The organism is Rhodococcus sp. EPR-134, from assembly GCF_001647205.1.
Taxonomy (GTDB): domain Bacteria; phylum Actinomycetota; class Actinomycetes; order Mycobacteriales; family Mycobacteriaceae; genus Rhodococcus_F; species Rhodococcus_F qingshengii.
Genome location: NZ_LVCT01000366.1, coordinates 1 through 14,537, shown reverse-complemented (window position 1 = coordinate 14,537; position 14,537 = coordinate 1). Strand labels below are relative to the sequence as shown.

Annotated in this window: 15 protein-coding genes; 9 read left to right on the top strand and 6 right to left on the bottom strand. The window is 63.4% G+C overall.

Translation table 11 applies throughout. The annotated features are described in order from the left end of the window. A partial coding sequence (locus tag A2J01_RS16555; RefSeq protein ID WP_082900887.1) for a class I tRNA ligase family protein occupies nt 1-1,728 on the bottom strand: 1,728 nt, incomplete at its 3' end. Nucleotides 1,729-1,829: 101 nt separating this feature from the next. On the opposite strand from A2J01_RS16555, the gene A2J01_RS16550 reads away from it, so the two are divergent. Both A2J01_RS16550 and A2J01_RS16545 read left to right on the top strand, forming a co-directional pair. Then, nucleotides 1,830-2,324 (top strand): SdpI family protein, encoded by a 495-nt coding sequence (locus tag A2J01_RS16550; RefSeq protein ID WP_030537477.1) that lies wholly within the window; start codon nt 1,830-1,832, stop codon nt 2,322-2,324. Nucleotides 2,325-2,329: 5 nt separating this feature from the next. After that, nucleotides 2,330-3,289, top strand: a complete 960-nt coding sequence (locus A2J01_RS16545) for a DUF1648 domain-containing protein (RefSeq protein WP_231915807.1) — start codon at nt 2,330-2,332, stop codon at nt 3,287-3,289. On the opposite strand, the gene A2J01_RS16540 is transcribed toward A2J01_RS16545, so the two are convergent. Further along, nucleotides 3,258-3,953 (bottom strand): FadR/GntR family transcriptional regulator, encoded by a 696-nt coding sequence (locus A2J01_RS16540; protein ID WP_007729102.1) that lies wholly within the window; start codon nt 3,951-3,953, stop codon nt 3,258-3,260. The two genes, A2J01_RS16545 and A2J01_RS16540, sit on opposite strands and share 32 nt — an antisense overlap. A 162-nt stretch (nt 3,954-4,115) precedes the next feature. Between A2J01_RS16540 and A2J01_RS16535 the strand changes: the two genes are divergently transcribed. Both A2J01_RS16535 and A2J01_RS16530 read left to right on the top strand, forming a co-directional pair. After that, nucleotides 4,116-5,285: an MFS transporter gene (locus A2J01_RS16535; protein WP_064113126.1), complete on the top strand. Its 1,170-nt coding sequence runs from the start codon at nt 4,116-4,118 to the stop codon at nt 5,283-5,285. A gap of 4 nt (nt 5,286-5,289) precedes the next feature. Further along, complete coding sequence (locus A2J01_RS16530) at nt 5,290-6,270, top strand: bile acid:sodium symporter family protein (RefSeq protein WP_003942582.1); 981 nt, start codon at nt 5,290-5,292, stop codon at nt 6,268-6,270. Here the strand turns inward: A2J01_RS16530 and A2J01_RS16525 are convergent. From A2J01_RS16525 to A2J01_RS16515, 3 genes are read right to left on the bottom strand one after another with little or no spacing between them, the layout of a single operon-like run. Then, nucleotides 6,263-6,481 carry a hypothetical protein gene (locus A2J01_RS16525; protein WP_047272705.1) on the bottom strand — a complete coding sequence of 73 codons (219 nt, stop codon included), beginning with the start codon at nt 6,479-6,481 and terminating at the stop codon, nt 6,263-6,265. The genes A2J01_RS16530 and A2J01_RS16525 overlap by 8 nt on opposite strands. A gap of 55 nt (nt 6,482-6,536) precedes the next feature. After that, nucleotides 6,537-7,142 carry a YqgE/AlgH family protein gene (locus A2J01_RS16520; RefSeq protein ID WP_003942572.1) on the bottom strand — a complete coding sequence of 202 codons (606 nt, stop codon included), beginning with the start codon at nt 7,140-7,142 and terminating at the stop codon, nt 6,537-6,539. Nucleotides 7,143-7,195: 53 nt separating this feature from the next. Next, nucleotides 7,196-7,891, bottom strand: coding sequence for a TetR/AcrR family transcriptional regulator (locus A2J01_RS16515; RefSeq protein WP_003942494.1), 696 nt, complete (start codon nt 7,889-7,891; stop codon nt 7,196-7,198). 133 nt (nt 7,892-8,024) lie between these two features. On the opposite strand from A2J01_RS16515, the gene A2J01_RS16510 reads away from it, so the two are divergent. After that, nucleotides 8,025-8,966, top strand: coding sequence for an NAD-dependent epimerase/dehydratase family protein (locus A2J01_RS16510; RefSeq protein WP_064113125.1), 942 nt, complete (start codon nt 8,025-8,027; stop codon nt 8,964-8,966). Nucleotides 8,967-8,990: 24 nt separating this feature from the next. On the opposite strand, the gene A2J01_RS16505 is transcribed toward A2J01_RS16510, so the two are convergent. Next, nucleotides 8,991-10,337 carry an MFS transporter gene (locus A2J01_RS16505; RefSeq protein ID WP_231915806.1) on the bottom strand — a complete coding sequence of 449 codons (1,347 nt, stop codon included), beginning with the start codon at nt 10,335-10,337 and terminating at the stop codon, nt 8,991-8,993. 161 nt (nt 10,338-10,498) lie between these two features. On the opposite strand from A2J01_RS16505, the gene A2J01_RS16500 reads away from it, so the two are divergent. From A2J01_RS16500 to A2J01_RS16485, 4 genes are all read left to right on the top strand, one after another. Beyond that, nucleotides 10,499-11,065, top strand: a complete 567-nt coding sequence (locus A2J01_RS16500; RefSeq protein WP_064113123.1) for a TetR/AcrR family transcriptional regulator — start codon at nt 10,499-10,501, stop codon at nt 11,063-11,065. 88 nt (nt 11,066-11,153) lie between these two features. After that, on the top strand, nt 11,154-11,777 hold the full coding sequence (locus A2J01_RS16495) for a TetR/AcrR family transcriptional regulator (RefSeq protein ID WP_007729115.1): 624 nt from the start codon (nt 11,154-11,156) through the stop codon (nt 11,775-11,777). Continuing rightward, nucleotides 11,761-13,398 (top strand): acyl-CoA dehydrogenase family protein, encoded by a 1,638-nt coding sequence (locus tag A2J01_RS16490; RefSeq protein WP_064113122.1) that lies wholly within the window; start codon nt 11,761-11,763, stop codon nt 13,396-13,398. Before A2J01_RS16495 ends, A2J01_RS16490 begins: the two co-directional genes overlap by 17 nt. A gap of 23 nt (nt 13,399-13,421) precedes the next feature. Further along, on the top strand, nt 13,422-14,537 hold a 1,116-nt coding region (locus A2J01_RS16485; RefSeq protein WP_064113121.1), incomplete at its 3' end, for an MFS transporter.

Genomic DNA, 14,537 nt, shown 5'->3' with positions numbered 1-14,537 from the left:
ACCGAGATCGAGCTCGACGTTGACCCAGTCGGTCGCCTTGTTCAGCGGGGGAGAGGGCTCGGAGTTGGCGTCGTCCGGATCGAAGGACACGGGTGCGTAGTCCTCGACCTCCGGAAGCACCACGGGCAGAGCCGAATCCGGCAGAGCGTGTGCGTTGCCGTCCGCGTCGTAGACGATCGGGAAGGGCTCGCCCCAGTAACGCTGACGCGCGAAAAGCCAGTCGCGCAGCTTGTACTGGATGGTGCCCTTGCCCTGGCCGCTCTCCTCGAGGCGACTGATGACGGTCGCCTTGGCCTCGGCAACGTCCAGCCCGTCGAGGTAGTCGGAGTTCACCAGCGGGCCGTCACCGGAGTACGCAGCCTCCGAAACATTGCCACCGGCAATAACTTCGAGAATATCCAGACCGAACGCGTTCGCGAACTCCCAGTCACGGTGATCGTGTCCCGGAACTGCCATGATCGCACCGGTGCCGTAACCCGTCAGAACGTAGTCGGCGATGAAGATCGGAACCTTGTGTCCGTTGACCGGATTGACGGCGTAGGAACCGAGGAAGACGCCCGTCTTCTCCTTGTTTTCCTGGCGCTCCAGGTCGGTCTTGGCGGCAATCGACTTACGGTATGCAGCAACAGCTTCCGCCGGAGTCGTGGCACCGCCAGTCCAGCGCGCGTCGACACCTTCGGGCCACTCGTCCGCGACGAGCTTGTCCACCAAGTCGTGCTCAGGAGCCAGCGTCACGTAGGTGGCGCCGAACAGCGTGTCCGGACGGGTGGTGAACACATCGACGCCGTACTCGCCTGCAGCAAAGGTAACTTCGGCACCGTACGAGCGTCCGATCCAGTTGCGCTGCATGGCCTTGACCTTGTCCGGCCAATCCAAGTACTCGAGGTCGTCGACCAGGCGATCGGAGTACGCGGTGATGCGCATCATCCACTGCTGGAGATGCTTACGGAAGACTGGGAAGTTTCCGCGGTCACTACGACCGTCGGCGGTGACTTCCTCGTTGGCCAGGACGGTACCCAAACCGGGGCACCAGTTGACCATCGAATCCGACTGGTAGACAAGGCGGTACGAGTCGACGACCTTTGCCTTCTCGGCGACTGTCAGCGACGCCCACTCGCGTCCGTCTTCCAGAGCGCGCTCACCGGAATCGAACTCGGCTTCCAGCTCGGAGATACGACGGGCCTTGCCGGCTTCCTTGTCGTACCAGGCGCCGTGGATCTGCAGGAAGATCCACTGCGTCCAGTGGTAGAAGTCGACGTCCGTCGTCGCGAGGCTACGACGCTCGTCGTGCCCCAGACCCAGACGTCGCAGCTGGCGCTTCATGTTGGCCATGTTGGACTCGCTGGTCGTCCGCGGGTGGGTACCCGTCTGCACGGCGTACTGCTCGGCCGGGAGACCGAACGCGTCGTAGCCGAGGGTGTGCAGGACATTGCGCCCCTGCATGCGATGGAAGCGCGCGAAGACGTCCGTAGCGATGTATCCGAGCGGGTGACCGACATGCAGGCCCGAACCCGAGGGGTACGGGAACATGTCCTGCACGAAGAGCTTGTCGGCGGGAACACCGTCGGGCGAGGAGAGCGGACCGACCGGATTGGGCGCGTTGAACGTGCCTTCCTCACTCCAGCGGTCCTGCCAGTGCTGCTCGATCTGGCCGGCGAGCTCCGCGGTGTAGCGGTGCTGCGGAGTTGCGTCGGCTGGTGAATCGGGGGACTGCGGAGACTCGGTCACTGTGGTCGCTATCTACTTGGCTGACGGAAATACCGATAACCAGGGTAGAGCCTGCACGACCCGGGCATACCATCAACTCCACTCGCGCCTATCCTGTATGGGTGATCGTTGTCGCTGTGGTGCTATTCGTGCTCGCTGTCGCCGTCGGTGGAGTTGCTGTCGCCGGACTGATCGGCAAACTCCCGCGCAACCGCTGGGCCGGTGTCCGCACCGAGGATTCCCTGCGGAGCGAGGAGTCGTTCGCCCTCGCCAACAAGGTGGCCGGTCCGACCATGCTCGCGGCCGCCGGAATGTTGGTCATCGGCGGAGTCGCAGCACTGACCATCGGCGGAGTCTTCGGCGTCGCAGTCGCGATCATCGCCGTCGTCGTCGCCGTCCTCACCGCCGGTTTCGGTGGAGGCATCGGTGCCCGTGCTGCCGCCGCACTCCCGCAGCAGAGCGGATGCGGTAACGACTGCAACTGCGGCGGACACTCCGAGCCTGCCGCAGACGAGCCGGTGGCGGAGACCCCCGAGGCCAAGGCGAACGCTGCCGCTTGCGGTACCGCTTCCTGCGGTGCCTGCGCGCTCAAGGATGCTTGCCAGCCGGCTCATTGATTCACGTGAAACATCGCGTGGTCGACCCGGCCGGGGTCGTATTCGGGCTAGTCGTTCCGCTGTTGTGTGCGGTCTTCGGCTTCGTCCTGACAAAAATTTGGGAGCCCCGCCTCCCGGAACAGATCGCGACTCACTGGACCACCACCTCGCCGGACGGATTCTCCACCCCGTCGGCCAACGCCTGGACCATTGCACTTCTGACGCTGCTCTTCGGTGGCGGCCTGAGTGCGATTGCTGCTCTTGCTCCCGCGATGCTGATGATGCGCCGATTCATGTTGGTTGTCGGGCTGAGCGTGGTCGGGCTCATCACGACAGTGAACTTCGCTTTGCTCTACACCCAACTCGATGTCACCGATCCATCCACGACGTCACTCCCGCTGTGGTCTATCGGTGTCGGCTTTGTCATCGGCGGGGTGCTGGGGTGGATCGGCGCCTCATTCCTGCGTGACTACCGCGTCCGCACTCTTGCCACGATCGAACCCTCGGCCGGGTTGCCGCGAAGCCGCTGCGCTCTCCCCATCTCCGACGACGTCGGATTCAGCACCAAGGGGTCGGTGATCCTCACTGCGATCACTCTGGCGCCCGGAGTCGTCATGGCGTTGGCGACGCGGTCACTCTGGCCGCTGTTCATCTTCGGGGCACTCGGCCTGCTTGTCGTCAGCTTGGTTCGCTTCCGGGTGATCGTCGACGAACGGGGGATCCGGGTGATCAACATGGGGATGGCTGCGATGACCTACGACATAGACGAAGTTGTCGGAGCTGACATCGCGGAGATCAAACCGTTCGCGGACTTCGGCGGCTGGGGACTCAAGACCAAGGGTCGTCGCAACTACGGCGTCGTCACCCGCACCGGACCAGCGGTGGTCATCACGTTCGCTTGTGGCGACCGACTCACGATCACGACACCCGAAGCCGAAGACATCGCCGGGTCACTCAATCGATTGGCCGACGCCCGGACTCGCTAACCGCCGAGCCTGAACCGATCGCTTCCTGAGTCTTCTCGAGATACCCACACGCCGCAGCCCTGGCTTTGGTGACATCGCGTTCGGCGATGGCTTCGGCAACTCCCTGATGATGCGAAGACGTCAGCGACGGCGGATGCACCCCTTCGGTCACCTCGTAGGTGGCTCGAACTGTTTCGAGGATTCCGGCAAACAGATCTTTCAGCACGGGATTGTGGGCGGCATCGACAACGGCAATGTGAAACGCGAGATCGACGTCGACGAAGTTCTCCGCTGGGACATCACGCTTGGCGGCCAGTTCACGAAGTATCCGAACGTCGTCGTCGCTGCGACGCTCACACGCCAACCGGACCGCTTCCATCTCGAGCGCACGACGCACTTCGAAGACGTATTTCATCTCGTCGACGGACGCGTGTTTGCCGAGCAGTCCGCCGATGTCGGTCCGAGCGCGCACGAAGGTCCCTGATCCGCGACGGATCTCGAGAACTCCCGTCGAGGTCAATGTCTTGATCGCTTCGCGCACGGTGTTCCGGCCGACGCCGAGAACACTCATCAGCTCCGGCTCGGTCGGAACACGATTGCCCACTGTCCAGACGCCGTCGGAGATCTGCGTGCGCATCCAGTCGAGGGATTGCTCGTACGCGGACTCTTTGCGAACAACGGTCATCAGCTCATCCTCACAGCATTAGCGGCGATCATTCCACTCACCTACGATACGTAGGACGACCCATGTATTTTCGCACTCTGTCTTCAGGAGGGGCTTCCCACGTCCGCCACAGCTGTCGCCACCGAAGAACGCACACGCCGCACCAATCGACACTTCTACGGCGTGGGCTACGTCCTCACCGTGATCCTCTTGGGCGCGAACATGCCCACCTCCGTCTACGGGCTGTACCGGACCGAGTTCGGATTCACGCCCACCATCCAGACGCTGATCTACGGCGTCTACGTCGCCGGCCTCGTTCCGGCATTGCTGTTCTTCGGACCGCTGTCCGACGCCCTCGGCCGACGCACCGTGCTCCTTACTGCACTCGCTCTGAGCGTCGTCGGCACGCTCGTTCTGGCATTTGCCGACGCGACGGTGTGGTTGTTCGTCGGCCGGATTGCCCAGGGAATCGCGGTGGGCGCGGCCAGTGCGGCGGGCAGCGCCGCATTGGTGGAGCAGGAACCGAAGTTCGATCACCGACGTGCAGCGCTCGTATCGACGGTGACGGGCGCGTTGGGCGGTGCGCTCGGACCACTCGTGTCCGGTGCAATCGCCCAGTACCTTCCACAACCGCTGCGGTTGCCGTATCTGATCTTCCTCGTCGCGTTCATCCCGGCACTGATCGTGCTGCTGCTACTTCCGCGGATCGGGGACGTCACACGCCCGGCGCGGTTCTTCCAGATGCCACATGTTCCCGCCGCCATTCGCGAGACTTTCTGGCTCAGCTCGCTCGCCGTCGCGCTGTCGTGGGGCGCGGTCGGGCTCTTCCAGTCGGTGGTCCCGTCGTGGATGACCAGCCTGCTGAACATCGACAACCTTCTACTCGGCGGCGGGGCGGCCGCACTGGTGATGATCTGCTCGGTGGGCGCGCAACTCGGCGGAAGCCGCATGGACCCGCGCACGTCCGTCACCGCCGGCCTGGGAATCCTCGCTCTGGGAATGATCGGCCTCCTCGTGGTCGACCTCGTCCCGAGCCTGGCACTGCTTGGCGTCATCACCGTCGTGGTCGGCGCCGGGCACGGTCTGGCGTTTGCCGGCGGCATGAAGCGCGTCAACGCCGCCGCCCGGACCCACGCCCGCGAGAGCCACGGCGGAGTTCTGGCCGCGTTCTTCACCGTCAGCTACGCGGGACTGGCGATCCCGTCGATCATCGCGGGTATCGCCATCACCCTCCAGGGAATGCAGACGGCCATCATCGAGCTGTCGATCATCGGGACGCTGCTGTGCCTGGCGGTGATGGGCTTCAACCTTCGTGGGGCTCGAGAGCCCGCTGAAGCTCGCCGTTATCCTTAGCCAGGTGAAGTTTCTCAGTAGGTTCTACATCGACGGGTTCATCCTCGGCATCATCATCGCCGGCGTGCTCGGAAGTGTGTTCCCGGTATCGGGTACCGCGGAGAGCATTCTGAACTGGGCCACCAAGATCGCCATCGGCTTCTTGTTCCTGCTCTACGGCGCGCGACTCTCGCCGCAGGAAGCCTGGAAGGGCGTCAAGCACTGGCGACTGCACACCGTCGTCCTCGCCGCGACGTTCGTGCTGTTCCCACTGATCGGCCTAGCACTGCGATTCCTGTCGCCGACGCTGATCAGCGACGAGCTCTACACCGGCATCCTCTACATGTGCCTGGTTCCGTCGACGGTTCAGTCTTCGATCGCGTTCACCTCGATCGCCAAGGGGAACGTCGCGGGCGCGATCGTCAGTGCGTCGTTCTCCAACCTGATCGGCGTCTTCGTCACACCGCTGCTGGTGGTTCTGCTGATGAACACCACCGGCCAGGCGACGGTCGACTTCTCGTCGATCCTCGACATCGTCGTGCAGTTGCTGATCCCGTTCATCGTCGGTCAGCTGATCCGCCCGCTGGTGATCGGATGGCTGCAGAAGTACGCCGAACCCACCAAGTACGTCGATCGCGGATCGATCCTCCTCGTTGTCTTCGCCGCGTTCAGCGAAAGCATGAAAGAGGGGATCTGGAGCACCATCACGATCTGGCAGATCGTGATCCTCACAATCGTGTGCTGCCTGATTCTCGCGCTGGTTCTCGGCGTGACAACTCTCGCGGGGCGCAAGCTCGGGTTCGATCTTCCCGATCAGATCGTCATCATCTTCTGCGGGTCGAAGAAGTCCTTGGCAACGGGCCTACCGATGGCGGCTGTACTGTTCGCGGGCCAGCCCGTCGGCCTGATCGTGTTGCCGCTGATGATCTTCCATCAGATCCAACTGATCGTGTGTGCTGCGATGGCGCAACGCTTCGCGAATCGGGATCCGGTCAGCGTCAGCTAGCGAGCAACTCGCCTCGGGTCGCGTCGACGCAGCCGCAACCGCCCTGCAGTTCAGCACAATCGATGGACAGCGCATGGCGGACCGATGCCAAGTCGACGCAGTTCACGCCGGTGCATTCGAGTGACCCGTCGGCATGCCGCAGCAAAGAATCGTGGCAGTGATCGACATCCGAAACACAATCCGCGCACTGGATCTGACGCTCAGCGATCATTGCTGCCACCTCTCTCGAAAACGATGACACAGGAATATCATCGACCTCCGACAAGTCAGTTTCGTTCCACCTCGATGGGGTGGCTGGCCAGCATCGCCACGGGTAGCGGCTGGCGTCGTAGCACCCGTGCCCAGACATCGACTCGGGGCGGCGTCAGCACATCCGACGGCAGCGAGCTGATCACCATCCAGTCTTCACGCTCGAGCTCCGAATCCAGCTGGCCCAGAGTCCAACCCGAGTACCCGGCAAAAATGCGGATCCCTTCGACCAGAGGAGCAATGACCTCCGGGTCCGAGTCCAGATCCACCATGACTACCTTGCCGTCCACCCGCCGCAGGCCGGCGACGCCGTCGATCCGCGCACCGTTGCGAGCGATGCCCAGGCAAAGCGCCGAGTCACGCTTGACTGGTCCACCGATGTACAGGGCCGAAGGATGCGCGGTCAGCGGTGACCACTGCGGCAACACGTTCTGCACGGCCGTCTCACTCGGCCGATTGACGACGACGCCCAGGCTCCCGGCGTCGTTGTGCTCGATCATGTAGATGACGGTGCGGCGAAATGCGGGTTCCGTGAGATCGGTCGACGACACCAACAAACTGCCCGGACGAACCTCCGGTTCTATCCAGGCCATTCGATCCTCGGGTTCTTCTGCGTGCGCCACAAGGACATCATCTCACCGACAACTGCGCGCGGAGGAACGAGACACAAGCGTGTTCAGGTCAGACCCGCCACATCGGCAAGTAGTGCCAAATGCCGCTCGAAAATCTCGCTCGCGTCGGTGAACGTATCGCTTCCGTACTGCCCGAACACCTCGAAGTTCACCGAACCGAACAGCGATACCCAGACGAGAGTTGCGCGCACGGCGGCATCCGGCGGCAGGTCGGTACCCAGTTCATTCCGCACTCCCTCGAGGTCCGCTGCCAACGTGTCACTCAGGCCCGGACCCTCTCGCACCGTCAGTGAACCCGCGCGATGGGCGGCGTCGATGATCCCGATCAGCCGGGTCACGACGAGGGTGCCGGGGCCGGTGGTCTGCTCGCCCGGAGCGTCGTAGCCGGGGACGGGGCTGCCGAACAACAGACCGTAGCGGGCCGGCTCCCGGATCGCCCAGCTGCGAACGGCGCGCCCGAGAGCAATGAACTGTCCGCGAAAATCCTCTGCTGCAACGGCATTCACGGCGGCGTCCACTTCCGCGCCCAGTTCCGTGTACCCGTCGACCACCAGCAAGGTCAGCAGTTCGTCCCGACTGGCGACATAGCGGTATACCGCTGAGGACACGACTCCCAGGTCACGCGCGACGGCCCGCAGAGACAAAGCGGCAGCGCCGACGGCAGCAAGATGCTCGCGCCCGATACGGGTGATGTCCTGCAGCGTCTGTTCACGCGCCCGTTCGCGGGGAGTTCCAACCATGAGTCCATCTTGCCCCATGACCGAGAGCAGTATCAACAAAAGAGAGCACTGCTCTTGACAGCACTCGGGTGCAGGTGCATTCTGAAAACGAGAGCAGTGCTCTCAGTTCACTCGAAACGAGAAGGAGCACACCATGTCGAACCTCGAAATCGTCACCGGAGCAGGACCCGTCGGATCCGCCGTCGCACTACAGCTCGCCGAGCAGGGAATCAACGTCCGTCTCCTGACCAGGTCCGGCAGCGGGCCCGAGCACCCGCTGATCGACCGCCGACGCGTCGACGTCTCGGATGCCGAGGCCCTGCGCTCGGTCAGCGAGGGCGCCACGGCCATCTACCACTGCATCCACGCTGCTTACAACGCAGCCGATTGGGAGCGGGAACTCCCGGCGGCCGAGAAGGTTGTGCTCGACGCGGCCGCATCCATCGGTGCCGTCGTGGTCTTCCCCGAAAGCCTCTACGCCTACAACTCCGACACCCTGATGACCGAATCCGATCCACGCAACGCCACCGGCGGCAAGCGCGGAGTGCGCACCGCGCTGCTGCGCGCTCGCGAGGCCTCTGCAACACCCACCGTCAGCGTCGTGGCCTCGGACTTCTTCGGCCCCCGCGTCCGCACCGCCCACGCCGGCGAGCGCATGGTTCCGAAAGTCATGGCAGGTAAGAAGATTCGTGTCATCGGTTCCGCAGATCAGCCGCACTCCTTCACCTACATCCCCGATCTCGCAGCAGCGATGATCGCGGCGGCACACAACCCCGAACTTTGGAACTCCGTCCTCCACGCACCCACCGGCCCCGCGCTCACTCAGCGCAAGATCGCCGAGGCCTTCGCCCGAGCCGCCGGGGCATCCCCCGCCAAGGTGGGTGTACTGCCCGCATGGGTGCTCGACGCCGTCGGCAAGATCAACACCGACAGCCGCGAACTCGCTGAGATGAACTACCAGTTCACCAAGCCGTTCGTCATGGACTCGAGTGCCAGCGAAGTGCTGCTCGGACTCTCGCCGACGCCGCTCGATCAGGCCGCCGAAGAGACCGTCGCGTGGTGGCGCGCGGAACAGGCTCGCACCGCTGCTGCCTGAATCTGGCGGTGGGCCGGGCATCACTCAGATCTGCGTGAGATAGCGTCGACTGAGAGCGACGATGGCCACGAAACACGCTGCAACGAAGATCATCCCGATGCGTGCCCCACCAACGGAGTTCGACGCACTCAGAGCGATGCCCAGGGCCGCGACGCCGATCGCCATGCCCGTTTGACGGGAGGTATTCAGTACCCCCGAGGCAAGTCCGGCGAACGATTTGTCGATCACTGCCATGGCCGCTCCATTGCAGCTGGGGCCGAACACACCACACCCGAGACCGACGAGGGCGGTCCCCGCCATCACCACAGGCCAGGTATCGCTGTCCCCGATCGCGGTGCACAGGAGCGCGCCGATCGCAGCAGTGGAAGCACCGACAGTCAGGAGCCAGCACATACCGCGACCTGCCCACACGCGATTGAGGACCAGCGTTCCGAACGTCCACAACACTGCAAACGGCAGAAAGAACAGTCCTGTCCGCAGCGCTGAAGAGCCCCAGTAGGACTGGATGAATATCGCGAGCATGAATTGCATGCCGTAGGCCCCGAATTGGAAGGCGAATCCGTTCGCTATGGATGCAGAGAACGCCGGCTTACGGAAGATCGACAGCGGCAGAACCGGATGCCGGGTCCGGCCCTCGACGACGAAGAACCCGACGAGCGTTGGCACACATCCGAGTAGCAACGCCAGCGCCAACGGATCACCCCACCCGCGGGAGCCGCCTTCGATCAAACCGGCTACCAGAAGGGCAAGTCCGGCGATGCCGAGGACCTGCCCGGGAACGTCATAGGATTCCGCATCGCGCGTCGCGGTTTCACGGACATGCCGCCAGCACAGCCAGAGGGCTAGAACGCCGATGGGGACATTGACGAAGAAGATCGAGCGCCAACCGATGAACTCGGTGAGCAGGCCTCCTCCGATCGGCCCTGCTACCAATGCGATTCCGCCCGTTGCACCCCACATCGTGATTGCCTTGGCACGCGCGATCGGATCCGGATAGGTGCGTGCAATGATCGCCAGTGTCGTTGGAAGAAGCCCGGCAGCAGCAATACCTTGCAGGCAACGAAATGCCATCAGCAACCCCAGGTTCGGGCTTATTGCGCACAATAGAGAAGCCGCCGTGAAGCCGCCCAACGACCACAGGAAGACACTGCGGGAACCGACTCGGTCCGCCAGAACTCCCGCTGTGAGCAACAGGCTGGCCAGAGGAACCGTGTAGATGTTCACCAACCATTGCAAAGCGGCAATGGAGCCACCGATGTCGCGTTCGATTGCCGGTAACGCGATGTTGAGAGCGCTCCCGTCCAACAGGATCATGAAGAATCCAAGACAAACCGCAGTCAGCGCCAGTGCCTGAACCCTTGAAGCACTCACTGGTGCAGTATGTTTCGTGCCGCCGGAGACTGCGTCACCGACCGAGCTGTCAGCAGAGATGTTGCTCGTGCCCATATGAGGCCCCCGTCTCCGGAATTTCTGTACCTGCAAGTACAACAGCTTTCACAGAGACTGTACATACCCATAGGTACAATGTCTGTATGAGTAGCGCGGAACGGCTGATCGCAAGCATGCAAGAACTGTTGTGGGAGCGTGGCTACTCCGGAACGAGCCCACGTGCCGTGCAGAAAATGGCTGACGTCGGGCAAGGCAGCATGTACCACCACTTCCAGGGGAAAGCGGACCTGGCGGTGGCCGCAGAGCATCTCATGGGGCGCGAACTACAAGCGCAAATCACCGAACGACTCAGCTCCGGCGAGACGACCGTCGACAAGATCGCCGCCTTCCTCACGATCGACGAACACGTCCTCCGCGGGTGTCGGCTCGGGAGATTGGTCCAAGACACTGAGGTCGCATCCAACGACGAGTTGCGAGCACCGATCCAGACCATGTTCGTGTGGATTCAACAGAACATTGCATCCACACTCGAAGACGGGCGCAGCAACGGTGAAATCCGTCCCGATGCGAACATCGAAGCTCTCGCCGCCACCATTCTCGCAGTGCGGCAAGGTGCTTACGTCCTCGCTCGTGCTGCCCAATCCGAAGAACCGTTTCGAAAGGCGGCCGACGGGCTGATCGAAATGCTCACCCACGGGGTTTGCGTGTAAAAGTTCAACGATGCTCCAGTAGGCCATGTCGCCGTTCTGCTCCAGTCAACTCTTGACGCAAGAACGGAACGGGTGTTCACTTCTTCACATGGCCTATCGCCGCACTCCGGCAGTACAGGAAAGATTGGACGCCCAACGCGCCCGACTGCTCGAGGCCGCCACGACGGCAGTGGCAACTCACGGCTATGCGGGATGTTCCATCGCCGCGGTGGCCAAGAACGCCGGCGTCGGCACCGGGACGCTGTATCGACATTTCGACGGCAAGGGCGAATTGTTCGCCGAAGTGTTCCAATCAGTCTGCAGCCGTGAGGTATCCGCAGCTCGGGACGCCGGAGACAGCGCCCGACATCTGGAAGGCAACCACCGCTCCGCTGTATCAGCGTCGGTTCGGACCTTCGCCGAACGTGCCATGCGCGCACCGGTTCTCGCCTATGCACTGCTGGTGGAACCGGTAGATCCTCTCGTCGACGAACAGCGTCTCATGTTTCGCGAATCGTTCCGAGACTGCTTGGCCACCGCAATTCGCTCGGCAGTCGACACCGGTGAGATACCGCCACAGGACGCCACTCTGACGGCAGCGTGCATCGTCGGGGCAATCGGCGAGGCCCTGATCCTTCCACTGCGCGGCGGCACCACCGATCCCGCTGCGATCGACGCCATTCTCGCCTTCACCCTTCGATCGTTAGGGAGCTTCGATGACACCCACGCATGAAGTCACCAATCAGGTTCCGCCCCTGATCGATTACGACGCAGCCGAATACGCGCCGCTTCTCGAGGCACTGCAACGTGAAGGAGCTTCGGACGCACTCGAGGAGGTTCATCAGGTTGGAATCCGCGCCGGAAGCGCGCAGGCCCAGGAGTGGGGCGATCTGGCCGAGGAGCACCCACCTGTCCTGAGAACCCACGACCGCTACGGCAACCGTATCGACGAGGTCCGCTACGACCCCGCCTATCACCAACTCATGAGCACCGCAGTGGAATTGGGACTGCACGGCGCTCCGTGGGTTGACCCGAATCCACACGCACACCTCGTCCGCGCCGCGAAGATGGCCGTGTGGGGTCAAACCGATGCCGGCCACGGCTGTCCCATCTCCATGACGTACGCCGTGATCCCCGCGCTGCGGCACAACGCGGATCTGGCCGCGCAGTACGAACCCCTCCTGACCACGCGGCACTACGAGCCGGCGCTGAAAGCTCCCCTCACCAAACCCGGATTGATCGCCGGTATGTCGATGACGGAAAAGCAGGGCGGTTCGGATGTTCGTGCCGGAACCACAAGGGCAGTGCCACAATCCGACGGCAGCTACCTGCTGACGGGCCACAAGTGGTTCACCTCCGCGCCGATGTCGGACGTGTTCCTCGTCCTCGCCCAGGCACCGGGTGGTCTGTCGTGCTTCTTCCTGCCTCGGGTCCTGCCGGACGGCACGCTCAACAACATGTACCTGCAGCGTCTGAAGGACAAGTTGGGCAATCATTCCAACGCGAGTAGTGAGGTCGAGTACCGCGACGCTCTCGCGTGGATGGTCGGCGAAGAAGGCCGGGGCGTGCGCACCATCATCGAGATGGTCAACATGACCCGGTTGGACTGCACGATCGGCACGGCCACCGGCATGCGCGTCGGCACCATGCAGGCAGTTCACCACGCGACGCATCGAAGTGCTTTCGGCGCCAACCTGATCGACCAACCCTTGATGCGAAACGTTCTGGCAGATCTGGCGGTGGAATCGGAAGCGTCGACCACGGTCGCGATGTGGCTGGCCGCTCTGACCGACCGCGCAACCGCAGGCGATGCCCACGCCAGCGCACTACGACGCATTTCGTTGGCCGTGAGTAAGTACTTCGTCTGCAAGCGCGGACCGATCCACGCTGCCGAGGCACTCGAGTGTCTGGGCGGAAACGGATACGTGGAGGAATCCCGGATGCCGCGCCTCTATCGCGAGGCTCCGCTCCTTTCGGTGTGGGAGGGTTCCGGCAACGTCGCGGCGCTCGACACACTGCGGGCGATGGCCAAGCAACCCGAAACACTGCAGGTGTTCTTCGACGAGCTGAAACGAGCCAGTGGAGTGGACTGCCACTTCGATCAGGCCGTGCGGGATCTCCAGGCGGCTTTCGGCGATTTCGACGACATCGAATACCGGGCACGAAAGATCGTCGGCGACATGGCGCTCGCACTGCAGGCCTCGCTGTTGCTCCGCTACGGGCACCCCGCGGTGGCCGACGCGTTCTGCGCGAGTCGGCTCGGAAACAGCTGGGGGAGTGTGTTCGGAACGCTGCCGAGGGGCGTGGACGTCGCGCCGATCCTCGAGCGGGCCACCGTCAAGATCGGCGCCTGACCCACCCACTACAGTTTCCGCTTATGAACCGAGCCTCGAACCGCCGCGAGGCCTGGCAGCGCGTACTGCACACCCTGCGTGAATCACCCGGCCTCGGAAGGCTGGCGCTCGTCCGCTTTTCCAGCCAGTTCGGCGACGGAATGTTCCAGGCCGCGCTCGGCGGCGCAATCCTCTTCAACCCGGAACGCGAAACCGATCCGGTGGCGATAGCGGCCGGCTTTGCCGTACTGCTCCTTCCTTATTCGGTGATCGGCCCCTTTGCCGGCGCTCTGCTGGATCGTTGGGACCGCCGCCTGGTGCTCCTGTGGGCGAGCGTGCTCCGCGGGCTCTTCATCCTGACCACCGCGGTGCTGCTGGTCGCCGGCGGCGGTGACACTCTGTTGTTGACGTGTGCGCTTGCTGCGATCGGGGTCAGCCGCTTTGTCGGGGCAGGCGTATCCGCAGCCCTGCCGAAGGTCGTCCGACAATCGTGGCTGGTGGCAACCAATTCCGTTCTCACAACGGCTGGTTCGGTGGTAGCCGCTCTTGGTGCTTCGGCAGCGGTGGCGATCATCGGCATGATCGGCGCGGGGGATCGAGCGTCAGGTGCCGCCGTGGCCATCGCAGCACTGGGATCGGTGATCGCGGCCCTCGCCGCGGCCAGGTTCACCGCCCGCTCACTTGGTCCGGTCGCCGACGAAGTGGTCCGCGCCAGTGCCGTCCGTTCGGTGACGGCCGGACTGCGCACCGGTGCAACCGCTGTCTGGGAGGCGCCCGGCGTCACCACGGCGATGATCGGAATCGGAGCGCACCGCATCTGCTTCGGCATCAACACCCTCATCATGGTGCTGGTCCTACGCGACACCTCGAACGGCTCCCAATTACCTGGAGGGATGGCCGGATTCGGCGTCGCCGTCGGCGCCACGGCAATCGGAATGCTGATCGCGGCATTGATCACACCGTTCCTCATCCCGCGGATCGGTCGCTCACGGACGATCACCTACGCCCTGGTGTGCGCGGTTCTCGTCCAGCTCGTCTTCGTGACCACGCTGACTCAGGGGTCGCTGCTGATCGCCGCTTTCCTGCTCGGCATCGCCGGCCAGTCCGTGAAACTCAGCGGCGACGCGGCCATGCAGATCGACATCGACGACGACCGTCGT

Excerpts from the sequence above, each read along its gene's own strand:
- A2J01_RS16540 (WP_007729102.1), bottom strand. The coding sequence starts at position 3,953 with ATGACCGTTGTTCGCAAAGAGTCCGCGTACGAGCAATCCCTCGACTGG.
- A2J01_RS16525 (WP_047272705.1), bottom strand. The coding sequence starts at position 6,481 with ATGATCGCTGAGCGTCAGATCCAGTGCGCGGATTGTGTTTCGGATGTC.
- A2J01_RS16515 (WP_003942494.1), bottom strand. The coding sequence starts at position 7,891 with ATGGTTGGAACTCCCCGCGAACGGGCGCGTGAACAGACGCTGCAGGAC.
- A2J01_RS16510 (WP_064113125.1), top strand. The coding sequence starts at position 8,025 with ATGTCGAACCTCGAAATCGTCACCGGAGCAGGACCCGTCGGATCCGCC.
- A2J01_RS16500 (WP_064113123.1), top strand. The coding sequence starts at position 10,499 with ATGAGTAGCGCGGAACGGCTGATCGCAAGCATGCAAGAACTGTTGTGG.
- A2J01_RS16495 (WP_007729115.1), top strand. The coding sequence starts at position 11,154 with ATGGCCTATCGCCGCACTCCGGCAGTACAGGAAAGATTGGACGCCCAA.
- A2J01_RS16490 (WP_064113122.1), top strand. The coding sequence starts at position 11,761 with ATGACACCCACGCATGAAGTCACCAATCAGGTTCCGCCCCTGATCGAT.